This is a genomic window from Kribbella sancticallisti (genome assembly GCF_039530625.1).
GTDB classification, from domain to species: Bacteria; Actinomycetota; Actinomycetes; order Propionibacteriales; family Kribbellaceae; genus Kribbella; species Kribbella sancticallisti.
Window position 1 is genome coordinate 237,849 of the sequence record NZ_BAAAOS010000020.1, and the last position, 21,303, is coordinate 259,151.

General features: G+C 68.1%; 22 protein-coding genes and 1 pseudogene. 11 read left to right on the forward strand and 12 right to left on the reverse strand.

The annotated features are described in order from the left end of the window. Window positions 1-120: 120 nt before the first annotated feature. The 3 genes from ABD255_RS17685 to ABD255_RS17695 all read right to left on the reverse strand — a co-directional run bounded on the left by ABD255_RS17685 (window position 121) and on the right by ABD255_RS17695 (window position 3,307). Window positions 121-453, reverse strand: a complete 333-nt coding sequence (locus tag ABD255_RS17685) for a YdhR family protein (RefSeq protein ID WP_344215175.1) — start codon at window positions 451-453, stop codon at window positions 121-123. A 32-nt stretch (window positions 454-485) separates the two neighbouring features. Further along, a complete protein-coding gene (locus ABD255_RS17690) occupies window positions 486-2,327 on the reverse strand; it encodes an AfsR/SARP family transcriptional regulator (RefSeq protein ID WP_344215177.1) in 1,842 nt (613 codons plus the stop codon). Window positions 2,328-2,458: 131 nt separating this feature from the next. Next, window positions 2,459-3,307 carry an alpha/beta hydrolase gene (locus tag ABD255_RS17695; protein ID WP_344215179.1) on the reverse strand — a complete coding sequence of 283 codons (849 nt, stop codon included), beginning with the start codon at window positions 3,305-3,307 and terminating at the stop codon, window positions 2,459-2,461. 117 nt (window positions 3,308-3,424) lie between these two features. On the opposite strand from ABD255_RS17695, the gene ABD255_RS17700 reads away from it, so the two are divergent. Beyond that, window positions 3,425-4,450 carry an RNA polymerase sigma factor gene (locus ABD255_RS17700; RefSeq protein WP_344215181.1) on the forward strand — a complete coding sequence of 342 codons (1,026 nt, stop codon included), beginning with the start codon at window positions 3,425-3,427 and terminating at the stop codon, window positions 4,448-4,450. Window positions 4,451-4,490: 40 nt separating this feature from the next. Here the strand turns inward: ABD255_RS17700 and ABD255_RS17705 are convergent. From ABD255_RS17705 to ABD255_RS17720, 4 genes and pseudogenes are all read right to left on the reverse strand, one after another. Then, window positions 4,491-5,054 (reverse strand): annotated as a pseudogene (locus ABD255_RS17705) (response regulator transcription factor); the annotation flags it as partial. Further along, window positions 5,051-5,926 (reverse strand): GAF domain-containing sensor histidine kinase, encoded by an 876-nt coding sequence (locus ABD255_RS17710; protein WP_344215183.1) that lies wholly within the window; start codon window positions 5,924-5,926, stop codon window positions 5,051-5,053. The pseudogene ABD255_RS17705 and the gene ABD255_RS17710, both read right to left, overlap by 4 nt. After that, entirely contained in the window at window positions 5,865-7,064 is a 1,200-nt protein-coding gene (locus ABD255_RS17715; protein WP_344215185.1) for a hypothetical protein, read from the reverse strand. The genes ABD255_RS17710 and ABD255_RS17715 overlap by 62 nt, the downstream gene beginning before the upstream one ends. 7 nt (window positions 7,065-7,071) lie before the next feature. Beyond that, window positions 7,072-7,746 (reverse strand): hypothetical protein, encoded by a 675-nt coding sequence (locus tag ABD255_RS17720; protein WP_344215187.1) that lies wholly within the window; start codon window positions 7,744-7,746, stop codon window positions 7,072-7,074. A 157-nt stretch (window positions 7,747-7,903) separates the two neighbouring features. Here ABD255_RS17720 and ABD255_RS17725 point away from each other — a divergent pair, with 157 nt between their 5' ends. The 6 genes from ABD255_RS17725 to ABD255_RS17745 all read left to right on the forward strand — a co-directional run bounded on the left by ABD255_RS17725 (window position 7,904) and on the right by ABD255_RS17745 (window position 11,605). Further along, window positions 7,904-8,725, forward strand: coding sequence for an ester cyclase (locus tag ABD255_RS17725; RefSeq protein WP_344215189.1), 822 nt, complete (start codon window positions 7,904-7,906; stop codon window positions 8,723-8,725). A gap of 465 nt (window positions 8,726-9,190) precedes the next feature. Then, window positions 9,191-9,616 carry a helix-turn-helix domain-containing protein gene (locus tag ABD255_RS44020; protein WP_486336047.1) on the forward strand — a complete coding sequence of 142 codons (426 nt, stop codon included), beginning with the start codon at window positions 9,191-9,193 and terminating at the stop codon, window positions 9,614-9,616. A 9-nt stretch (window positions 9,617-9,625) separates the two neighbouring features. Then, entirely contained in the window at window positions 9,626-9,808 is a 183-nt protein-coding gene (locus ABD255_RS43715) for a Scr1 family TA system antitoxin-like transcriptional regulator (protein ID WP_425554442.1), read from the forward strand. A 103-nt stretch (window positions 9,809-9,911) separates the two neighbouring features. Continuing rightward, the gene (locus tag ABD255_RS17735) at window positions 9,912-10,877 is read left to right on the forward strand and encodes a Gfo/Idh/MocA family protein (protein ID WP_344215193.1); all 966 of its coding nucleotides are present in this window, start codon (window positions 9,912-9,914) and stop codon (window positions 10,875-10,877) included. A 124-nt stretch (window positions 10,878-11,001) separates the two neighbouring features. Continuing rightward, window positions 11,002-11,277 (forward strand): hypothetical protein, encoded by a 276-nt coding sequence (locus ABD255_RS17740; protein ID WP_344215195.1) that lies wholly within the window; start codon window positions 11,002-11,004, stop codon window positions 11,275-11,277. Continuing rightward, the gene (locus ABD255_RS17745; RefSeq protein ID WP_344215197.1) at window positions 11,267-11,605 is read left to right on the forward strand and encodes a hypothetical protein; all 339 of its coding nucleotides are present in this window, start codon (window positions 11,267-11,269) and stop codon (window positions 11,603-11,605) included. Before ABD255_RS17740 ends, ABD255_RS17745 begins: the two co-directional genes overlap by 11 nt. Window positions 11,606-11,972: 367 nt before the next feature. Here ABD255_RS17745 and ABD255_RS17750 read toward each other — a convergent pair whose 3' ends face one another. The 3 genes from ABD255_RS17750 to ABD255_RS17760 all read right to left on the reverse strand — a co-directional run bounded on the left by ABD255_RS17750 (window position 11,973) and on the right by ABD255_RS17760 (window position 14,443). Further along, window positions 11,973-12,119: a hypothetical protein gene (locus tag ABD255_RS17750; RefSeq protein ID WP_344215199.1), complete on the reverse strand. Its 147-nt coding sequence runs from the start codon at window positions 12,117-12,119 to the stop codon at window positions 11,973-11,975. Window positions 12,120-12,645: 526 nt separating this feature from the next. Then, window positions 12,646-13,734 carry a hypothetical protein gene (locus tag ABD255_RS17755; protein WP_344215201.1) on the reverse strand — a complete coding sequence of 363 codons (1,089 nt, stop codon included), beginning with the start codon at window positions 13,732-13,734 and terminating at the stop codon, window positions 12,646-12,648. A gap of 196 nt (window positions 13,735-13,930) precedes the next feature. Then, window positions 13,931-14,443: a YdeI/OmpD-associated family protein gene (locus ABD255_RS17760; protein WP_344215203.1), complete on the reverse strand. Its 513-nt coding sequence runs from the start codon at window positions 14,441-14,443 to the stop codon at window positions 13,931-13,933. A gap of 84 nt (window positions 14,444-14,527) precedes the next feature. Here ABD255_RS17760 and ABD255_RS17765 point away from each other — a divergent pair, with 84 nt between their 5' ends. The 3 genes from ABD255_RS17765 to ABD255_RS17775 all read left to right on the forward strand — a co-directional run bounded on the left by ABD255_RS17765 (window position 14,528) and on the right by ABD255_RS17775 (window position 17,421). After that, a complete protein-coding gene (locus ABD255_RS17765; protein WP_344215205.1) occupies window positions 14,528-15,457 on the forward strand; it encodes a sigma-70 family RNA polymerase sigma factor in 930 nt (309 codons plus the stop codon). 123 nt (window positions 15,458-15,580) lie between these two features. Next, window positions 15,581-16,561 carry an ATP-binding cassette domain-containing protein gene (locus tag ABD255_RS17770; protein WP_344215207.1) on the forward strand — a complete coding sequence of 327 codons (981 nt, stop codon included), beginning with the start codon at window positions 15,581-15,583 and terminating at the stop codon, window positions 16,559-16,561. Further along, window positions 16,558-17,421: an ABC transporter permease gene (locus ABD255_RS17775; protein WP_344215209.1), complete on the forward strand. Its 864-nt coding sequence runs from the start codon at window positions 16,558-16,560 to the stop codon at window positions 17,419-17,421. The genes ABD255_RS17770 and ABD255_RS17775 overlap by 4 nt, the downstream gene beginning before the upstream one ends. A gap of 96 nt (window positions 17,422-17,517) precedes the next feature. Here the strand turns inward: ABD255_RS17775 and ABD255_RS17780 are convergent, their stop codons facing one another. Then, on the reverse strand, window positions 17,518-17,883 hold the full coding sequence (locus ABD255_RS17780; RefSeq protein ID WP_344215211.1) for an ArsR/SmtB family transcription factor: 366 nt from the start codon (window positions 17,881-17,883) through the stop codon (window positions 17,518-17,520). A 25-nt stretch (window positions 17,884-17,908) separates the two neighbouring features. Next, window positions 17,909-20,032: a PhoX family protein gene (locus tag ABD255_RS17785; RefSeq protein ID WP_344215213.1), complete on the reverse strand. Its 2,124-nt coding sequence runs from the start codon at window positions 20,030-20,032 to the stop codon at window positions 17,909-17,911. 302 nt (window positions 20,033-20,334) lie between these two features. Between ABD255_RS17785 and ABD255_RS17790 the strand changes: the two genes are divergently transcribed. Then, on the forward strand, window positions 20,335-21,303 hold the full coding sequence (locus ABD255_RS17790; protein ID WP_344215215.1) for a PstS family phosphate ABC transporter substrate-binding protein: 969 nt from the start codon (window positions 20,335-20,337) through the stop codon (window positions 21,301-21,303).

A 21,303-nucleotide genomic window follows, 5' to 3' on the forward strand; every position in this document is an offset into this window, starting at 1 on the left:
TTGGCGCTCTCGGCTTAGGGATCCCTGATCTCGCCACACCGGCCCGACCAACGCGCTCCCCTCGACGCCCTGCGGGCCCACACGGCTGAGGCCGCACACCGCAACCGTGCAGGCCACGGATTATGGCGTGTCTGCCAGGCGATCCGTGACCTGGAAGGGTCCGCGTTCCGGCCGCAGGGTCCAGAGCACGTCGAACGTCTCCCGCCGTACGTCCCGCGCCTCGTAGGCCGCGGGGATGCTTCGGGCGAGTTCTGACTCGCGGAAGCCGGCCAGTGCGTCCTCGCTGTCAAAGAAGTAGATACCGCACACGTCTCCTGTCGCGCGGTCCCGGCCGTACACCTTCTGCACCAAGCCCGGTACGTCGTGGAACAGCGGCCGGCGCTCGATCAGCCGCCGGTCGAACTCCGCGATCTCGAGGTCGCTCGTGATCCGGACGAACAGCACTTCGGCCATGGTTGCTCCTCCCTTCGGTGGGTCCTGCGCCGTCACTGTGGGGCCTGGGCGTGTGAATCTGCGTGTGAGCGGCCGACGGCCGGGAGCAGCGCCCGGAGTGCCGGGTTGTCGATGTCCGCGACGAGCAGGGTCGCGGGGATCCGAGCCGCGTCGTCGCCGAGCCGGCACCGGTGCAGGTAGGCGCGCGCCAGGAGTTCTCGCATGCCTGTCCGCGCTGCAAGCGACTCGAGGTCGGTGACCCACCTCGTCGCCTCCGGCGTGGAACGGTCGATGCCGACTGTGCACAGGGCGTCGATGGCATAGCCCTGCGCCCACAGGTAGGCGTCCGTGAGCCGCCCGGCGCGCACGCCGGCATCGAGCAGCCACGCCATCGCACCCTCGGTGTTCCCGCACGCCGCCTCGACCCGCCCGATCCCGCGGGCGCCCATGGCCTCCCAGCACGGGTCTTCGAGCCGGCAGCCCAGCTCGAACGCCTGATGGAAGCCCTGTCCGGCGCGGTCGAGATCCCCGTCCTCCAGATCGATCTCGGCGAGCAGGCTCGCGGGCCAGGGCAGGTACGACGGCCAGGACTCGCGCGCGAGATCGCGGGAGCGCGTGGCAGCCTCTCGAGCCGGGGCGAGGTCCCTCCTCAGGAGGTGCGCGCGGGCCGAGAAGGCCAGGCCACGCGTGAGTGGGCGTGGATCATCGAGACCCTCCGAAAGGGCGACCGCGGCGGCGAGGTGCTCGATCGCCGCCGGATACCTGGCCGTGTCGGTGAAGCAGGCCCCCAAGAGGACCAAGGCGGTCGCGTGCCCCGCGGGGTCGTCCTCGGTGTCGGCCAGCGAGTCTTCGAGCAGGCGCACGGCCCGGTCGTAGCGTCCGCGCAGGAACTCTACGAACCCGAGCTCGCGACAGGCGGCCGCGGTCAGCGACCGCTGCCCAGTCTTCAGGGCGAGTGAGATCGCTTCGTGCAGCGCCGCCGATCCCTCTTCGTCCCTGCTCCTCACCGCGGTGATCAGACTCGACCCCAGTGCGACCAGGGCCTCTACCTGCGTCTCGACGCCCCCGCACCGATGTGCCTCGGCGACCGCGCGCCGAAGGTGCCTGAGCCCGGGCTCGATGTCGTCGGCCTCGAGCGCCGCCTGTCCCGCCTCGAGCTCCCAGCGCGCCCGGTTCGTCGCGGAGCCGGCCGCCGGCGCGGACAACCCGGCGGACGCAACGGCGGCTGCCGCGAGCTCCGGACCGGGTTCCACGCCGATCTCAGCCCGCAGCAGCGCAACGCAGGCGTCGTACTGGCGCCGGGCCGCGCTGTGGTCCCCGGCACTGTTCAGCGCCCGGATGAGCAGGGCCTGGAAGCCCTCGTCCAGCGGGTTGAGCTGCACGAGTCGTGCGGCGAGCTCGGCGCCACCCTTCGTGTCACCTGAGCCGAGCCGGGCGTGCGCCGCCTCGCGGAGGACCGCCTCCGAGGCTGCCCTGACGTGGCGCCGCTCGGACATCAGCCATGTCTCGAACGCCGGGCTGGAGGTGAAGTCCATACCCTCGAGCAGGTCTCGCCCCAGACCGGGCACCCTGACGCCCGCCAACCAGGTCCCGCGCGTGATGGCCCTGACGTCGACGAACGTGCCGCTCGGCAAGCGAAGCTCCAGCGGGGCACCACGCAGGAGCTGGGGCTCGCCCAGCAACCGCCGTAGCTGCGCGAGGTTCCAGCGCAGCGCTCCGAGGGGGTCGTCCGCCTCGCCGAACAGCAGCTGCGCGACCTGGGAACGGCCCGCCGGGTGATCGCAGCACAACAGGTAGGCGAGCAGTCCCCACACCTTGCGCCCCTTCGGTGGCACAACACGCTGACCGTCCCGCTCAACGGTCGGTATGCCAAGCAGGTGGATCGCAAGCGCCATCGCCTAGGACGCTACACCTGGCGCGCGGCTGGCTCATTTCGGGTCCGACTTGTTCGCGATGCAGGCTGTCCTGCTGGGTTATTGGCATCCAGGCGTCATCGACGGCGCGGAGACAAGTTGACCAGACAGATTCACCGCCCGAATCTTGCATCATCTCGCTCGAAGGCGGCGAGTAGGCCGCGGGTGAGTCCGGCGGCGGGCGCGGTCAGGTGGTATTCCCCGTCGAGTACAGTGCAGTCGACTCTCAGGCTTGGGTAGCGGCGCGCGTCGAGTCGCTGGGCCAGGTCCTGAACCCGGTCGACCTGCGCCAGTCGTTGCAGTACCGACAGCGGGAATCGCTCGTTCTTCCAGGAGTCACCGATCAGCTGCTCGTTGGACCCGACCCACAGGAACACCTGGGCGGCCAGGTCGGCATGCTTCGCGGCCCACTCTTCCTCCCAGACAAGGGGCAGGCCGTCGTCCCACCACAAGGACGGGCTGCCCATGAGGTAGTCGGAGAAGCTGTCCGGCCGGTGCAGCAAGGTGTACATGCCGAACAAGCCACCAAATGAGAAGCCGGCCAGACCACGACGTACGCCGTCCACCTCGTACCGCGCTTCGACAGCCGGAACCACCTCGTCGACGACGGTGCACAGGAACTCTTCCGCGCCGCCGAAATCCAGCGGAGGAAGGTTCATCGCGGTGGTCAGCTGCCCGCGGGTGGGGGTGAGGTCCCGGGCGCGCAGAGCGAAGATCTGCCCGGGATCGTCCGTCGGATAGCCGATCCCCACCAATGTCAGGTCCGGGAACGGCTCGCCCACGAGCCGGGCCATGGTCCGCAACATCGACATAACCCCTGCGGTGACGTCGAGCAGGAAGCCGGCGTCCAGGACATACAGCGCCGGCGCACCGGGATCGCCCAGAATCACGGTCAGCTGAAGGGGCTGCGCAGTAGCGTCCCGGCGGACCTCGAACATCTCCCTCGTGGGGCTGGTGAGCATCGAATTCTCCTTGGGTTGCGCCTGGACCTGCCTCGCCTTACAAGATGCAGCCCAGCGCGCAAAGTTCGATCGCGGCGGGCCGTCGAACCTTTTCGGCGTCGGGCGCATCCTGGAAACGTGGAGAGCACTTCGCAGCCCGACCGTGACCTGGTGGAGAGTGCCCGACGCGGAGATGCGGCCTGCCTCGGAGCCGTCCTCGACCGGCATCGGGCAGCCCTCCTCGCCACGGCGCTCACCATCCTGGGCGACCGCGTACGGGCAGAGGACGCCGTACAGGAGACCTACCTGGTCGCGCTACGGCGGCTCGGCGACCTCCGCGACCCTTCGGCTGTCGGACCGTGGTTGCGCAGTATCGTCAGAAACGTCTGCCGGATGGAGCTCCGGAGTACCCGGGAGATCCCGTGCCTGCTGCCGGACCGGGCCGGGCCGGATCCCGGTCCCGAAGCCGAGCTGGAGGCCCTCGCCGTCCGGGACTGGGTCTGGACGGCGCTAGCCAAGCTCCCCGAGGACATCCGCACCACCGTGATGCTGCGCTACTTCACGCGGCGGGCGTCGTACGCCGAGATCGCCGACGTCCTCGGCCTCCCGGTCGGGACGGTGCGCAGCAGGCTCAACCAGGGGCGGCACTATCTGTCCACGGCGTTGAGCGCGACCGCGGTCACCATGCATCCCGACTACGCGGCGGTGCAGGGCGGCATCTGGCGGGAGCGTGCCTCCGCCGTCGAGGCGATGACGCTGCTCGGGCAAGCCGACGTCTACTTCGAGGACTGCGCGCCCGAGGTGATCGTCAGCGTGCCGGCCAAAGGATACGAATGCCGGGGAGTCGCCGGAGAACGGCGCAACCTCGAGGCCGGCCTCGCCGCCGGTGTCCGCATGACGCTGACGCGAGTGCTCGCATGCCGCGGCGTCACCATCATCGAGGCCGACTACCACAATCCACCCGACGACCCGAAGCACTGCCCGCCCTGGCACACCGAGATCCGCGTCCACCCGAACGGCTGGACCACTCGTCTGGTCCTGCACTTCGGCTACCGCCCCGAGTCGCGGCCATCACGCAGGCCGGGTCTGATGGTGCCGGATGCGCTCGGCGCCGAAGGACAGACCGCGGCGCGTCGTCGAGGCCGGCCTGGCGGGCGCGGGTGATGGCGGCGTCCCGGTCCGCGACCTGCAGCTTGGTGAAAATGTTGGAGATGTGGTTGCGGACCGTTTTGGGGCTGATGACGAGCCGGCTTGCGATCGCCCGATTCGGCAGGCCGGCGGTGATCAGGGAGAGCACTTCGCGCTCGCGGTCGGTGAGCTCGGGCAGCACCGGCGGACGAGGGCCGCTGAAATGCCGCAGTACGCGCTCGGCCACGCCCGCGCCGAACACCAGGCCGCCCGCCGCCACCGACAGCACGGCCCTGATCACGTCCTCGGGGCGTGCGCCCTTGACCAAATAGCCGGCCGCGCCGGCCTCCATCGCGGCACGCAGAGACTCCTCGTCCTCGAGCATGGTCAGCACCAGCACTCGCACCCCGGGCGCTTGTCGCGTGATGGCCCGGGTCGCCGCCAACCCGCCGAGACCCGGCATGGACAGATCCATCAGTACGACGTCGGGGCGCCGTTGCAGCACAATCGCCACAGCCGAATCGCCGTCTTCGCACTCGGTGACATCACCGACCTCGGGCATGCTGGCCAGCACCCCGCGCAGCCCCTCACGGAACACCGGATGGTCGTCGGCGACCACGACCTGCAACGGCGAACTCATCGTGCCTGCGTCCGAGCGCGATTCGGTAGCTCGGCTCGCACCACGACACCAGCGCCGGCTCCGGTCGTCACGGTCAGGCTTCCACCGAGCTCTTCCGCGCGCTCCCGCATCGAGCCCAGACCGACGCCAGGACTGCCGGCCACCCCCAGGCCGCGGCCGTCGTCGACCACCTCGACAACGAGTACCTCGTCGGCGCGAATCCGCACTGTGGCGCGCGAGGCCTGGGCGTGCCGGGCGGTGTTCGTCAGCGCCTCCACCGCGATCCGGTACGCTGCGACCTCGACCGCCGCCGACATCGCCGGCAGCGGTTCGTCAGCGATCACGGCAACCGGCAGCGCGAGGCCACCAGCCGCAGAACGCACCGCACCGACCAGGCCCAGCTCGTCCAGCGAGGGCGGCCGGAGATCGTGGACGACGCGGCGGATGTCCGCGACCGCCTCGGTGGCCCGCACCTCCAGGCGGTCCAGCCACTGCGCCGCATCACCGCCCTCGCCGCTCAACGCCCCCTGAGTCAAGGCCCGGCGAGCGTTGCCGGCGTACAACGCCATGCCGGCGAGCGTCGATCCCAGCCCGTCGTGCAGGTCACGCCGCAACCGACGGCGCTCTTCTTCCCGCGCCAACACCAGCCGCTCGCGGGCGCTTTGAAGGTCGTCCGCGAGCCGGGCCGCGTGTGTGGCGATCGCTGCCTGGCGTGCCACATCGGCGAGCACGCTGAGATCGGCCGCGGAGAACCGCTCCCCCGGGCTGCGAGTACCCAGCGCGAGCGTGCCGACCAACTCTCCCTGGTGGAGCAGCGGGATCCGGTACGGTTCACCTGTGAGTCGGCCGTAGGACGCCGCGGCGCCGCTTGCCGGCGACCTCGACGGCGACATAGGGCAGCCGCAACGCCTGAGACACCGTCTCGGCGACTGCGTCCAGCAACGCGGCTGGCGTGACCGCGTCCGCGAGACGCTGAGCCAGCCGAGACATCGCGGCGTACGGATCGTCCCGATCGCCGTACATGAGTCTGTTCGCTGCGCGCTGGAGCAGCCCTTGGAGCGGGTACGCGGCCATCGCGATCAGCGCCGTGACCAGCACCGACTGCCGCCATTCCATCTCGGCGCCGAGGAATCGTCCGGCCACGAGTACCACGATCGCGTACGCCGCCAGTACCGCGAGCGTCAGCCCGCCGTAGACCATCGTCCGGTTGATGACCAGGTCGATGTCGTGCAATCGGTATCGCGTGATCGCGATGGTGACCGCCGTCGGCAGAACGGCCACCGCAACCAGCGTGATCAGTGCGGGCAGCGGACCCCACGGGCCTGCCAGGCCAAGCACGACCAGACAGCCCGCGATGACGCCGGCAGCGAGCACCAACCAGCGCAGTTGCTCCCGCTCCTCCCCTTGTGCGCGTCGCCGCCTGACCACCACTGCCGCGACCGACAGGCCCACGGGGAGGAGCAGGCCTGGTGCGAGGTACTGCAGCGTCTCGGCGCCGTGGATGCCGAACGGGTTGTCCAGGCCAGGTGGCTCGTCGAGCGGTCCGGCGGCGAACATCCACCCGGCGCACCACAGTGCGATCAAGCCGGCAGAGCCCCATGCCCACGGCCGCCACCTCGGTCCCGGTACCCGGCCGTCGGGGAACAGCAGCGGCACGAAGATCAGCGGCACCAGTAGCGCCGGCGCCCACAGCGTGCTCGGCAGCCACAGCCCCACCGCCGCGCCGGGCAGATCGGGGGCGGCATCAAGCGAGTACGCCGCGTAGCCGGCTCCGAGGTGTGCGAGCCCGGTCGCGGCCCCCGAGCCGAGCAGTACCCAGCCAATCGGATGCCGCGGCCGGCGGACGAGGATCAGTGCCCCGAGAACGCCGTACCCCAGCCACACCGTTTCGAGCGCGATCTGGAACGGACTGTCCGGATCGCCCGGGTCGAGCGGGGCCGAGACCGCGGTGAGTATGCGGCCGGCGACGGCGCAGCCGAGCGACAGGGCGAGCACCCCGTACACCAGGCCGCGGCGGGTCACCGGGAACATTCCCTCATCATGCACCCGCTGACCGGCGGACCGGCACGATCGCGACAATCGCCGCGAACCACAGATAGAACACCAGCGCCGGCACCATGAACAGCATCCACCCGACGGGAAGCAGCGGGGCCAGTACGAAACCCACCCAGCACAGCCATCCCGGCAACGCACCCGTGCGTCTGGACGCAAGTGCGATCCCCCACACCAACACGGCCGCGGACACCAGGTTCGCCCAGATGAAGCCGTCGGCGATGAAGTCGATGACGAACGCGGTCTCGGGGACCACCTCGAAACCACCGAAGCTCTCGGCGTGGTCAACGGCGGTGTACGTCGCCGCCGCGGTGACGATCACACCGACCCAACTGGCGGCGTACAGGCTTCCGGCGAGCTGGATCGCGCCCGCGGGCTGGCCCGCACGCTCGGGCGGAAACACAATCCGGAGCCGCGCCAGCGCCCAGAGGAGAGCTATCACTGCACCCAGCCCGAGCAGCCTGCCCAGCGGCGCGGACCCAGCTCCCTCGGCGTAGCGCGCGACATAGTCGTCGGCGCGGGCGGAGTACGGACTTGTCGGGTTGCCGAGAACGAAGCCTGGTACGCCGATCAGCACGAAGACCACGCCGCTCCAGCGGCAGGGTTCGAATCTCTGAGCGCGCTTGGTCGTCGGCGCGGTGGCGTCGGAGGTGGTGACCATGACGAACTCCTGTCCTGAGGTACGCCTTCACCGTCCTGCCCCTACCGTCCCGGGCGCATGGGACCACCGCTCCCAACTTCTCCGGGACCCGCGGTCCCATGACCGCGGGGCCCGCCGGTGAGACGGTGGAAGCTCTTACGAAGAGCAGGAGTTCACCATGGACACCAGACATTCCGAAACCGACCCTGCAGGCGTCGTACGCCGCTTCTTCGCCGAGCAGGACGCGGGCAACCTCGCGATCATCGACGAACTCGTCACCGACAACTTCCGGCTCCACGTGGCCGGCGTACCCGGACCGCTCGACAAGGCCGGCCTCCGCGCCTTCGCCGAGAGCTTCTACTCCGCGTTCCCGGACCTCCGGCACAACTTCCTCCGCCAGATCGTGTCCGACCAACTGGTCGCCAGCCACGTACGCTTGCGCGGAACCCACCAGGCGTCCTTCCAGGGCATCGCCGCCGCTGGCGCGGACATCGATGTGATCGCGATGCAGTTCACGTACGTCGAGGGCGACCGCATCGCCGAGCACTGGACGGTCGTCGACCAGCTCACCCTGCTCGGCCAGCTCGGCGCTCTGGGTGCGGATCACCGCAAGCACCCGCACCACGCGCTGTTCGCCGAACTGTACGACGCCTTCACCGCCGGCGACATGGAGGCGGTGGCCGCGATGTTCGCCCCGGACATCATCTGGCATGCCCCCGGCGCACATCCGCTCGCGGGCACCTTCCACGGCCGAGCAGACACCATCGCCTCCTTCGTCCGCGAGTTCGACGTCACCGCCGGCACCTACAAGCCCAGCATCCGCGACGTACTCGTCAGCGAAATACACATCGTCGCGCTCCTGCACGCCAGCGCGCAGCGAGACCACCGAACCCTGGACGAGGATTACACGATCATCTTCCGGATCAAGGACGGACTGATCGCCGAAGCCTGGGAAACCTGGCAAAACCAGCGCTTGGCCGACGCCTTCTGGTCTGCATGACTTCGAAGTCGGCGCGGTGGAGCTGACCACTGGAACAAGCCATCCGGGGCCGCGGGTGACGTGTCCCAATCACCTTGCGGCAAGCCGTACTCAGTCCATGTGAGTCACTTCTGCGGGTGACGCCAGCGCCGGCACTACCGGCTGAGTGGTCTAGGTGAGCGGACCGGAACTGCCGAGTTGTCGAAGTTCACAGCCAGGATCCAGATCCCACGGCCAGCACCCACGAAGCCCGTCTGGGGGCAGACATGAACGTCGTCCTCTGGATCGCCGGGGCGTACTCGTGGCAGGTCTGCTGTCCGACGGGTTTCCTGGGCTGGGTTACGCCTGCCTGCAGCGGGACTACGCCGCCGGGCTCAGCGGCTGCCGGAAGAGTGGCGCGAGCGGTACGCCGAGGAGTGGCAAGGCGAACTCCTCGCCAAACCAGAGGCTCCGGTCAGCAGGATCGTCTGGACCGTACGGACCCTGTTGTGCGTACGAGCGCTCCGCAAGACCTGGCCGCGAGCAGGATCGACGAACCACTCGAAGAATCCCTCGCGTCGCCGCGCCTCCCGGTATCCGCGCTGGCGCTGTCGATCAGCGAGCCGACCGTACGGAGCATCCTGCTGCGGACAACTGCGGCGACTCCGCATCAGCCGCGGCATGGACACGAACGCGTCATCCGCTGCGTTGCAGATTGCGCACACGGACCTCGAAGACCTCGAACTCGGCCAGGCAGCCATCCGCCAGGAGGACCTGCCGAGGCTGCTCAGCCTCTACGCGGTGACTGATGAGGCAGAGATTGCAGTATCCCAGGCCCTTGGCCGGCAGTCCGACTCCTCGGGCTGGTGGCACGAGTACGCGGACCTACCCACCAGACCCCCGGCAGGCATCTCGGAGCGGCCGCGTTCTTGATCCGTTCCTATGTCCCGTACCTCACCCGCGGATTTGCTGCAGACTCCGCACTACGCACGCACCGTTCTCCTGTCCGCCAGCGGCCAAGCCCCGCTGCCAACCGCGGAGGTCGAAAGGTGCTCAAGGTGCCATGCTGCCCGGCAGGAGTTGCTCACACGCGGCAAGCGGTCGATGAGGCTGTGGGCCCCATAAGGGCACCCTCGGCAGCTGTCCTGATCGGCGCGTGGCGTGATGATGGAGGAACACTCGCATCCTGGTCGCGGACAGGTTCGCCGGCACGAAAGGAGCCGCCAGCATGAAGATCGCGTTGCTCGGCACCGGATTTGGCCAGGCCCACGCCGCCGTCTACGCCCAACACCCCGACGTGGACGAGGTGGTCGTCTTCGGACGCACACGGGAGAAGCTGGCCAAGATCAGTGAACAGTTCGGATTCACTACCACTGCCGACCTGGACGCCGTGATCACAGACCGCTCGATGGACCTGATCGACATCTGCCTGCCCACTCGGCTACACGCCGATGTCGCAGTGCAGGCCATGCAGGCAGGCCAAGACGTCCTCATCGAGCTACCTCTGGCCAACACCCTCGACGACGCCCGCCGCATCATCGAAGTGCAGCAGGCCACCCGCCGGCAGGCGTTCGTGGACATGTTCTCCAGGTTCACCCCCGCCCACCAGTACCTACGCGACGCGGTGACCGACCGACGCTACGGGGCACTGCTGCTGATCGAGAGCGAGGGCCGCACGGCGCTGCTATGGCCGGGCTACGACCTGACCCTGCAGACCCTGGCACTGGACATGATGCACACCGACCTCGACCTGGTCACCGGCCTGCTCGGACGACCCGACACCGTTCAGGTCACCGGCATCGACGGGCCAGTCGGCCGGGGATCCGCCGCCACCGTGCTGCTCGGCTACACCGACGCGTACGCCCGGATCAGCAGCTCTGCCCTGATGCCCCAGCCCTACGGGATGCGAGGTGGATGGCGCGCCACCTTCACCGACGGAGCACTCGAATACACCATGACCGCCGGGTTCACCGGCCAGGGCCAGGCCTCGCTCGCCGAACACACCGCCCAGGGCGAGCGCCCGATCGAGCTCGCCGACACCAGCCCGTACGCGGCGATGATCGACCACGTGCTCGCCTGCCTCACCGGGGCCGCCGACAACCGCATCGAACCCGCCAGCGCACTCCTCGCCCTCGAACTCACCCTCGACGTCCACGGGCGCCGCACCCGACCGGCGAGCCACCTCGGCGAGTGATCGGTCCCGCTTCCCCGACAGCCATCGTCAGTGACCCAGTAGCGCAGCGTCGTACGGAAGTCACCAGCTCGACGAGCTGAGTGTCTTGGTAGGCGTTGTGCGCGTTCAGCCGGTAGATCGGATGATGCGCGTTGACGACGACCTTGTCGCCCGCACGGCGGGCATGCTCGAGGACCTACTCGATCCAGGCCACCTGCTCGGCGCCGACGCCAGCGTTCCAGGTCTGGGCAGCGGGCCTACCCGCCGCTCGCAGTTCGGCGCGCAGCTTCTGCGAGGGCGTACTTCTCGGATCCCTAAGGGTTCCGTGACGGCGCTGCTCGTGGTCGTGCTCGCCCAGCGTGGCGGCCAGGTCGAGTCACCGCCTGCTGCTGGACCAGTTGAACGCCGCGATGACCGGTGACGAGACGGCGACGTCCTTTGGCATGGACATCTCGCGGTTCCGGATCGAGATGCTGGTCGCGACCTCCGTGCTGACCGGTGCCCTCGTCGCGATCAGCAGCGGTTGGCCGATCGCGACGACCGGGCAGGAACTCGCCGCGATCCTTGCCCAGACCGGTGCCGGGTGTCCTGGTGATCGATGTCTGCCGCCGAGTCACCCGCTGATCCTCGTTGGACCCGTCCCCTGGCAAGTCGACGCCGGCGGCTGTGAGAGCCACAGCAGTGCTGCGGCTGCCCACGCGGGACCCGTATGCTTCGCGTTCGGTGTCCTGCGCAAGGAACCCTGTTGACCCTCGCCTATGCCCGGGCTGCGCATTCATCAAGCAGACGCGAAGGCGGGGTCCACGCCGAGGGCACGGAACAGAATCCGGCTGCGTCGGCTCTTCGGCCGGCCCCGGAGCCGGCCGAAGAGGTCGCCGTACAGGGGCTGCCACACGGTGCCGTGCGGGCTCGTGTGATCCGGGCCGCACGGCACCGGGGGTGACCGGAGCGCCAGCCGCTCAGCACACAACTCCGGCCATCGTCCGGCGGGATCGCCCGATGAAACGTCGCCGAGAACCATTCGACATCTCGGCCGATCGAGTGCAAGGACCGAAGATCCTGTCTTGACGATACTGCCGAGGTTCCGGTGCCCACGCGCGCAGGGCCCTAAACTCGCTACTCGAGTCCGAGTCGGCGGCGGACCTCCGCGTGCGGGATGGTGATCGGCTGACCAGACGCCTTTAGAGCTTCCCACTCCCGGAGTGCGGCAGCGTCTTCTGCCTCGGCTTCGGCGCCCAACTGGCGTTCGTCGTCGCTCGTCATGGCAACAATAATGCGCTGCCGGTGGGTGGATGTCAGTCGAGGGTGCCCACTCGGCAACGTCAGCGTGGCCGTGTTCTGGTCGTTTGCTCACGGCTCGTACCAGCCCCGCGTATCCATCGACCAGTTGCCAGAGGCACCTCAGCCCAGATGACTCGCTACGGCGCATCCACGATCGCCGGGACGGTCGCTCGCGCGGCAAGCATGAAGGTGGCAACCGCTTCCGTCCGGGCGACCCGGGACGGGTCGGCAAAGGTACTGCGTACGCCGGAGCAGGGTTTCGTCGCACTACCCGGCTATGCTTTCGAGCCCGCACTACGCACGGATCCGGCTCGGCGACGGCTCGGATACGGAGCTACGGATGCACTACCTCGACGAACGGCCGTCCCATCCCGCGGAGGCGTTCGGAGCCATCGCCTCGACGACCGGTCCGCGATCGTTCTGTACGAGGTGACGGACGACAGCGTTCGGATCTGGTCGCTCGGCAAACTCCCAGGCTGAGCCCGCGGCAGCAGCCACCGGTACGTCGTCACTTCGGCCAGACGGCCCAGGTTCCTCGGTCGGCCGGTCGGAGCTGCGCGGTGGGATGAACTTGCTGGATCTCGGCCAAGCGCGCCACGACCTCCGCGATCGGGCCGGCTTGAATGACTGCGAGCGGTTGTGAAGTGGGGCGCCGACGCTGTGCGGTCTGCCGGCGCGGCGCGGGTGCGAAGATCGCCCGCAGCATCGGTGGAAGCATTGCCCGCCACTGCTCGCCGTCGAAGTCCGGCAGCACGTTCGCCGTACCCCACCGGTGTTCGATCTGGTACGCCGTACACGCCGGGCATCTCTCCCACCACCCGGGCAACAGCCTGGCGATCGTTTCCGCCTTGGAGTCTGCCTCCGGTCTGGCTTGGAACAGGCTCAGTGAGATGTCGTATTCGTGCCACATCGTCGGCGCCTGACACTCCGAGCACATCTCCGCCGGGTCCGGTGGTGGCATCTTCAGCAGCGCGTTGAACCGGCGCTTGTCACTGTCCGCCCACTCCCGAAGACAGGGGTAGCGCCAGCACCGCATGTGGAAGTCCAGGTTCCAGACCCGCCGCTCCGCTGGATACGTACCCCATCGGTCGATGACCTGATCAGGATCCCCGAGCTCCGCTCTGAGCGTCCGAGCAACCGCCCGGCAGTCAGCAGATCGTTGCTCGGCCCGTTCACACTGAGCCGTGCTCGCCGGAGCATCGGCCACATGCGCGAAGAACGCACTGTCCGCCTCGGCACGCATCATCTCCAAGCGCTTGCGGTGGCGCGTCTCGTCGTACCGCCGGGCCGCGAGATCGTGTTTGCTCTGCCGGACTCCAGCCAGGTGCTCGTCGAGCCGCTTCATCTCGGCCTGGACGTGCTGTTCGATCTCGTCCTCGGTCAGGGCCGGGCGAGGGGTTGCGTGATCCCATTCGGCGAGCACCTTCCAGATCCTGGCGTGCTCAGCCTCGTGACGGCCTTCCTGCCACCAGTTCCAGACGTGCGGTACGTCGTGCTCGAGGCTCGACCTCTCGAGCGCCTGCATCAACTGCTCCGTTGTCGATGTTCCTCCCGTCGCCCGCCGCCAGACGACACCGTTCGGCGCGGTGAACTCCATCTCGCCACCTCCCCGCACGACCCTGCGTCTATATGCCAGCTTGCTCATATCCGGCGTACCGCCACAAGACTCATTCCGGCCCCGTCAGGACTCAGGTGCTCGGCTCCTGCGGCAACGCGGGGGGCATTGACAGCCGCAGAACCCCCTGGAGTCCTGCGGCTGCGCTGTTCTGGGTGAGGCGCGTCGGCGTCGGGGGCTACTCCCGTTGCACAACTCGCCCGAACCGAGCACCACACGTGACAACACCTTCTCTGGCGATCCCGACCTGAAGGCGGCGCACAACTGGGGAGCTACCTGCCTTGAGTGCGTCGACTGCGGCCTCGATTCGGCGTCGGCGGGTGTCGACGGACTTGGCGCGCTCGATGTCACCGACGATGCGGAGACGCCGGCCGTACGGGAGACGGTCGAACGCCGCCCGGAGCGCGGCGTCGAGGTCCCCGGGCAGTTCGACCTCGCGCGGCTCCAGGTCGTGTTCGATGTCGACTTCCACCGGATCGCCGCGGACGACTCCCGAGGCTTCTCGGTTGCCCGCTCCGATGCCGATCCAGAAACTGTTGTGCATCGGCACGATGCCCGTTCGCCAAGTGTGGCCGTTGATGGTGACCACCACCTTGGGACGCTTGCCGGCACCGAAGGAGTCGATGATCTCGTCCGGCACCGGGATCCCGGCACCTGGTCCGAAGGGTTCCACGATCGAGTCGAACTTCACGGGATTCCTTTCGCTCAGGGTTTGTTACGTTCCGGCCACTCGGCTCGTCAATACAACGACGGACGAGGACTCGGGAAGGTAACAATGGACGCGGACCCACTTGCGGAGCAGTTCGAGCGGCATCGTGCGCACCTGACCGCTGTGGCCGTTCGGTTGCTGGGTGGCCGCGCCGAGGCCGAGGACGCGGTGCAGGAGGCGTGGCTGCGGCTGATCAGGTCCGAGGGTGGCGAGATCGACAATCTGCGTTCCTGGCTGACGACCGTGGTGAGTCTCCTCTGTCTCGATGTGTTGCGTTCGCGGCGCGCGCGTGTCGAGCAGGCAACAGGACTGGACCACGAACTGTCCTCTGAACGCACCGACCTGCACCTGGCGGCGGAGCCACGTGACCCGGCGGCAGAGGTGGCGTTGGCGGATTCGGTGGGGATGGCGCTGCTTGTCGTGCTGGATCGCCTCACCCCGGCCGAGCGGGTGGCATTCGTGCTCCACGACGTGTTCGCGCTGCCGTTCGCGGAGATCGGACCCATCATCGACCGGTCGCCTGAGGCGGCGAAGACGATGGCCTCCCGTGCCCGGCGTCGCGTTCACGACTCGCCCGGCCGGGATCGCGATCCGCAGCGACAGCGACGACTGGTCGCGGCCTTCCACGCCGCATCCCGCGAGGGTGATTTCGAACGACTGCTCGAGCTCCTCGATCCCACGGTGGTACTGCGGGCAGACAACGTTGCCGTCCAAGTCGCTGAAGCGCGACGCGCCGAGGGAGCCCAGGACCTGTCCGGCGGGACCCGTGGCGCCCAGGCAGTGGCCAAACTGTTCCTGGGCCGTGCCCAGGGCCTGGAACTGGCCTCGATCGACGGCGCGCCTGGGGCGGTGTGGGCACCGGGCGGCAAACCGCGAGTGGCCTTCGTCTACGCCATCGAGGCCGACCGCATCAAGACCATCGACCTGATCTACGACCCTCGTCGGATCCGGCAGCTCGACATCGAAGTGCTTGCCGACGACACGGATCGCGACTGACGTAGCCCAGCGCAACCAGGGCGACTGGTTACTTCTCTGCGCCGGGCTCCGTCATCAGCACGGATCGCATACGCGCTCCCGTCTGGTATCTCGTTCCCAACCGTGCATAGGAGGGCAAGTACAGTGAGTGAGCCGATCATCGAGGCCGAAGGGGTGGCCAAGCACTTCGGCACGGTCGATGCCCTGCGGGGCCTGGATCTCACCGCCGAGTCCGGCCAGGTCACGGCCGTGCTCGGCCCCAACGGCGCCGGCAAATCCACCTTCGTGCGCGCCGTCTCGACGCTCCTGGCCCCGGATGCGGGGAGCCTCCGGGTCGCCGGCATCGACGTCCTCCGCCAACCGCATCTGGTACGCCGTGCGATCGGGCTGGCCGGACAGTTCGCAGCCGTCGAGCCCAGCATGACCGGGCGGGAGAACCTTCGGATGATCGGCCGCCTCTTCGGCCTGAACCGTAGGGAGGCCCATCGAGCCGCGTCGCAGACGTTGGAACGACTTGGGCTGACCGAGTTCGCCGATCGCGCGTCGAAAACCTACTCCGGCGGTTTGCGGCGGCGACTCGACCTCGGCGCCAGCCTCGTGGGCGCTCCCCGTCTGCTTCTGCTGGACGAACCAACGACTGGCCTCGATCCCACCAGCCGCATCCAGTTGTGGGACACGATCCGGGATCTCGTTGCTCAGGGCACCGACGTTCTCCTGACCACGCAATACCTGGACGAGGCCGACCAGCTCGCCGGCCACATCGCGATCATCGACAACGGTCGCGCGGTCGCCGCGGGAAGCCCTTCGGAACTGAAGGCCCTGGCCGGGCCCGACATTCTCGAAGTCCGGGCACGGCACACCAACGACCTCCCAGCGATAGCAGGAGTCCTCGCCCGCTTCGTGTCCGACGACGTCCATGTCGACGAGCCGACCCGGCGCATCACCGGCGCAGTACGGAACTCAGTCGCCGCACTGACCGCCGCGGCCCAGGCATTCGCCGAGCTCGCCCTGGAGATCGAGGATCTCGCACTGCGTCGCCCCACCCTCGACGAAGTGTTCCTCACCCTCACCGGCGCACCGGCCGAACCGGCTGCCGACAACGAGCCGGCCACCGCCACCCCATGACACGTCTGGAGGCCCACCACATGAACACCTATGCCGCCAGTCAGCGCGTCGACCCGCTCGCCGCACTACGACCACTCCGGTCCGCCACGTGGGCCGCGACGGTCAGCGTCATCGCTCAGCGCACCGTGCTGAAATCGATCCGTTCCCCTCAGTTGCTGTTGACCAGCGCTGTCACCTCGGCCACGTTCATCGTGCTGTTCCGGTACATCTTCGGCGGATCGATCCAGATGGGGACGCTGGCGTACGTCGACTTCCTCATCCCCGGCATGGTGATGACCAGTGTCATCTTCACCGGCATCAGCTCCTCGATCGGCGTGGCCGAGGACCTGGCGGGAGGCTTCAACGACCGGCTCAGATCGCTGCCTGCTCCCCGACTGGCCATTCTCGCCGGACGGGCCATCGGCGACACCGCCATCGTCACCTGGAGCGTGGCGGTGACCGCGGCGATGGGGTACGCCGTCGGTTTCCGAGTCCATGGGTCCTTTGGAGAAGCCATGCTGGCATTCGCCCTGTGCGTTGTGTTCGGCGTCGCCTTTGTCTGGGTCTTCATCACCGTCGGCCTCGTCGCAGGCACTGCCCAGGCAGCGCAGGGTATGTCGATGCTCGCCTACCCGCTCGTTTTCATCTCGAGCGCCTACATCAGGATCGACACTCTTCCGGACTGGATGGAAGTCATCGCCCGCTACCAGCCGATCACCCTCATGTGCAACGCCGTACGCTCCCTCGTCGTCGGCGATCCGCAGCGCATCGGGCTGTCACACACCACCACGTACTGGACGCTGCTCGCACTCGGCGCCGCGGCAGCCCTGATACTGGTGTTCGCGCCGCTGGCGGTCCGAGCCTTCGATCGCACGAGCTAAAACGATGTGCGTACGCGACACGACGGACGGTGGTCAGGTGCGACCATCCTGCACTCAGCCTTCACTCAGTGGATCGCGCCGAGATCGGACACCTGGCTACCGCTCGTTCCGCAAGAAGGTCGGCCCGGGCAGCAAAGCCCGCAGGGTCTGCAGTTGGTCGGGAACGATCGTGTACCACGACCACAGGCCCCGCTTGTCGCGGGCAAGAATCCCCGCGCTGACGAGGATCTTCAGGTGGTGGCTGATCGTCGGCTGACTGAGCTCCAGGGGCTCGGTGAGGTCGTTCACGCAGGCCTCGCCGTTCGGGCTGGCCTCGATCATCGCCAGGAGCTGCAGCCGGGTGGGGTCCGAGAGCGCCTTGAGTACGACGGCCAGCCGCTCGGCCTCGTCGCGACCGATAGCGACCCCGGTCACCTGGTGACCGGGGTCGCTACTCGACGCGGCGCTGGGACGGGAGGTCACGCCAGCAGTGTAGGCCGATCGGTTCTCACGCGCCGATCTCGCCGCCGTCGGGGCGCCAGGTCACGACCACGGCGGGCCGTGCGAAGTCGCCGTCGGGCCAGGTGCTGGCCGGGTTGTCGACGGATGCTCCGCTGATCTCACCGGGGTGCTGCACCGACACGACCACCGACTTGTTGTCCGGTACGACGTACGCCGACGCCTGTTCCGCCCCGCGCGGGACGGACAGGAACTGCTTCGCCTTGCCCCGCTCCGGTCCCTCGACCGCAACCGCAAAGAGACCGTCGTTGAAGTTCTCACCGGTGTGGTCGACCAGCGCGTTGCCGTCGGTCGAGATCCACAGGTTGCCGTGCGCGTCGAAGTCGAGGTTGTCCGGGCACGACATCGGCGACACCTTCGTCTTGTCGTAGCCGGCGAAGTACGTCGACGGGTCGGACGGGTCACCGCAGACGATCGGCAGCGACCAGGTGAAGGTCTCGCTCGCGTGGTTCTCGCCGTCCTCGACGATCTCGAGGATCTGGCCGTGCTTGTTGCTGTTGCGCGGGTTGGCCTCGTCGGCGGCCGGCTGGCCGCTGGCTCCGCGGCGGCTGTTGTTGGTGAGTGCGACGTACACCTTGCCGGTCTTCTTGCTGACCTCGATGTCCTCGGGCCGGTCCATCTTGGTCGCTCCGGCCTTGTCGGCGGCGAGCCGGGTGTGCACGAGCACCTCATCGATCGCCATCCCCGCGACCATGGACTTGCCGCCCTTTGTCAGCGGGATCCAGGTACCGGTGCCGTTGAAGGCGCCGTCGTTCGGGAGCTTGCCGGAGCCGTCGATCTCGCCGGGGCTGGTGAAGCCGAGCTTGGCGACGTACAGGCTGCCCGACTCGAGCAGGCGGCGGTTGCTCTCCCGGTCGGCCTTCGAGTTCCCGTTGCGCAACTTGCGGTCGGAGACGAACTTGTACATGTAGTCGAAGCGCTCGTCGTCGCCCATGTACGCGACCGCTTGGCCGGTCTTCGCGACGGCGACCGCGGCACCTTCGTGCTTGAAGCGGCCGAGCGCGGTGTGCTTCACCGGGGTCGAGTGCGGGTCGTACGGATCGACCTCCATGATCCAGCCGAACCGGTTGGCTTCGTGCGGGTTCTTCGCGAGGTCGAAGCGGGCGTCCATCTTGTCCCAGTACCGGCTGCCGGACGGATACCGCGTGCTGGTGTTGATGCCGTACCGGGCCAGCGCGGGCTTCGCGTCGGCAGGCGCGCCGTCGCCGCCGACGAAGTACTGGTTGAAGTTCTCCTCGCCGGACAGCACGGTGCCCCACGGCGTGAGGCCGCCGGAGCAGTTGTTCAGCGATCCGAGGACCTGGACGCCCCTCGGATCGGCAGCGGTGCGGAGCAACGGCGAGCCCGCGGCGGGTCCGGTGAACTTCATCGGCGTGGAGCCGGTGAGCCGCCGGTTGTAGTGCCGCCGGCCGCGGGTGACGACTCGCCACTCCCCCGTACGCTCGACGCGCTCGACCTCGACCACGCTCATGCCGTGCGCGGCCAGCGCGATCTGCATCTGCCGCACCGTGGCCGTGGCACCGTCCTTGTAACCGCGGAACATCAGTTCCTCGTTGGTGTACTCGTGGTTCACCACCAGCAGGCCGCGGGTGAAGCCGCGGTCGAGCGGTACGACGGTCAGGAAGTCGTTGTTGTACCCGAACTGGCCGGCCTGCGCGGCCGGACTCTGGCGGTCGATGTCGAACGCCGGCATGCCGGGCAGGATCGGCTCACCCCACCGGATCAGCACCTGCTCCTCGTACCCGTTCGGCACGATCACCGCGTCGAGTGTGTTCGGCGGGATCGCCTTGAACGTCAGCCCGGCGCCGGAAGAACCGCCGCCGCGCAACGACGAGTCAGCGCCAACAGTGCCGGTCGCGGCCGGAGCAGCAGCAGCGGGTAGGGCACCGGCAGCACCGGCCCCGATGACGAGCGCCCCGACCGCGCCAGCCTTGAAGATGCCGCGCCGCGACACCTCCGCCTTGACGGCATCACCGAAGTACTCGTTGCCGGACGTGTTCGGCGCCGGGTGCGCACAGGCGTTCCCGCACCGGTAGAGACAGGTCATCGAACTGCGGCCATTGTGGCCGTCGGCCAGCGGAAGCAGCCGGCGTGGCTCGTCAGCGAGCGTCATGCGTCCCCTCCTGGAGATTGAGGCAGTCGCGGCGACGCTAACAACTACATTGTCGTTCATCTATGTAGTTACCAATGACCAGTCCGTGACCATCAGATGAACGAACACCTCGGGGCTACCTACAGGAGTCGGGCAGTGACGGCCCGCGGCGAATACATCGACATTCTTCTATCTTGTCCGAAGTGGTCACCGCTCGTTCACTCGGCGTTTACATCGAACTTCTTCGATTTAGTTGTTGCGTGAACGCGTGACAGCTCGCGGTGTCCCGGGTCTCCGGGGCCTACTACTTGGAGGGTTGCCCGGTGGTCATCCGCCCGGTCAAGCACATGCGTTACCTCGCCGTCTCGGCAGCTGCCCTGCTCGCCTTGTCTGCGTGCGGTGGGAACAACAACGACAGTTCAGGGGACAGCGGCAGCGGCGAGTCGCTGTCGGGTCAGGTGGTCGTCGACGGTTCGAGCACCGTGGAGCCGCTCACCGCGGCCGCGGGGGAACTGTTCAAGGAGGAGCAGGGCGGCGTCGACGTCGCCGTCGGGACCTCGGGCACCGGTGGCGGGTTCAAGAAGTTCTGCGCCGGCGAGACCGACATCTCCAACGCGTCGCGGCCCATCAAGGACCAGGAGAAGGCGCTGTGTGAGAAGAACGGCGTCAAGTACTCCGAGCTCCAGGTCGCCAACGACGCGCTGACGGTCGTGGTGAACAAGGACAACGACTGGGCGGACTGTCTCACCGTCGCCCAGCTGAAGAAGATCTGGGAGCCGGGCTCGAAGGTGAAGACCTGGAACCAGGTCGACCCGAAGTTCCCGAACGAGCCGCTGCCGCTGTACGGCGCGGGGTCGGACTCGGGCACGTTCGACTACTTCACCGACGAGATCAACGGCGAGGAGGGCGCCAGCCGTACTGACTACAACCCGACCGAGGACGACAACGTCACGGTCCAGGGTGTGGCCGGCGCCAAGGGTGCGCTCGGCTACTTCGGGTTCTCCTACTTCGACGAGAACGCGGACAAGCTGAAGGCCGTCAAGATCGACGGCGGCAAGGGGTGTGTCGCGCCGTCGGTGGAGGCCGCGCAGGACGGCAGCTACACGCCGCTGGCCCGGCCGCTGTTCGTCTACCCGTCGGACAAGGGCCTGGCCAAGAAGCAGGTTCTCGGGTTCGTGGAGTTCTACCTGGAGAAGAACCAGGAGATCGTGGAGGCGGCCAAGTTCGTGCCGCTGACCGATGCGCAGAAGGCCAAGGCGAAGACCGAGTTGGACAAGCTGAAGGCTCAGTGA

Excerpts from the sequence above, each read along its gene's own strand:
- ABD255_RS17685 (WP_344215175.1), bottom strand. The coding sequence starts at position 453 with ATGGCCGAAGTGCTGTTCGTCCGGATCACGAGCGACCTCGAGATCGCG.
- ABD255_RS17690 (WP_344215177.1), bottom strand. The coding sequence starts at position 2,327 with ATGGCGCTTGCGATCCACCTGCTTGGCATACCGACCGTTGAGCGGGAC.
- ABD255_RS17695 (WP_344215179.1), bottom strand. The coding sequence starts at position 3,307 with ATGCTCACCAGCCCCACGAGGGAGATGTTCGAGGTCCGCCGGGACGCT.
- ABD255_RS17710 (WP_344215183.1), bottom strand. The coding sequence starts at position 5,926 with ATGTCGCCGTCGAGGTCGCCGGCAAGCGGCGCCGCGGCGTCCTACGGC.
- ABD255_RS17715 (WP_344215185.1), bottom strand. The coding sequence starts at position 7,064 with ATGTTCCCGGTGACCCGCCGCGGCCTGGTGTACGGGGTGCTCGCCCTG.
- ABD255_RS17720 (WP_344215187.1), bottom strand. The coding sequence starts at position 7,746 with ATGGTCACCACCTCCGACGCCACCGCGCCGACGACCAAGCGCGCTCAG.
- ABD255_RS17725 (WP_344215189.1), top strand. The coding sequence starts at position 7,904 with ATGGACACCAGACATTCCGAAACCGACCCTGCAGGCGTCGTACGCCGC.
- ABD255_RS43715 (WP_425554442.1), top strand. The coding sequence starts at position 9,626 with ATGTCCCGTACCTCACCCGCGGATTTGCTGCAGACTCCGCACTACGCA.
- ABD255_RS17735 (WP_344215193.1), top strand. The coding sequence starts at position 9,912 with ATGAAGATCGCGTTGCTCGGCACCGGATTTGGCCAGGCCCACGCCGCC.
- ABD255_RS17740 (WP_344215195.1), top strand. The coding sequence starts at position 11,002 with ATGCGCGTTGACGACGACCTTGTCGCCCGCACGGCGGGCATGCTCGAG.
- ABD255_RS17745 (WP_344215197.1), top strand. The coding sequence starts at position 11,267 with ATGACCGGTGACGAGACGGCGACGTCCTTTGGCATGGACATCTCGCGG.
- ABD255_RS17750 (WP_344215199.1), bottom strand. The coding sequence starts at position 12,119 with ATGACGAGCGACGACGAACGCCAGTTGGGCGCCGAAGCCGAGGCAGAA.
- ABD255_RS17755 (WP_344215201.1), bottom strand. The coding sequence starts at position 13,734 with ATGGAGTTCACCGCGCCGAACGGTGTCGTCTGGCGGCGGGCGACGGGA.
- ABD255_RS17765 (WP_344215205.1), top strand. The coding sequence starts at position 14,528 with ATGGACGCGGACCCACTTGCGGAGCAGTTCGAGCGGCATCGTGCGCAC.
- ABD255_RS17775 (WP_344215209.1), top strand. The coding sequence starts at position 16,558 with ATGACACGTCTGGAGGCCCACCACATGAACACCTATGCCGCCAGTCAG.
- ABD255_RS17785 (WP_344215213.1), bottom strand. The coding sequence starts at position 20,032 with ATGACGCTCGCTGACGAGCCACGCCGGCTGCTTCCGCTGGCCGACGGC.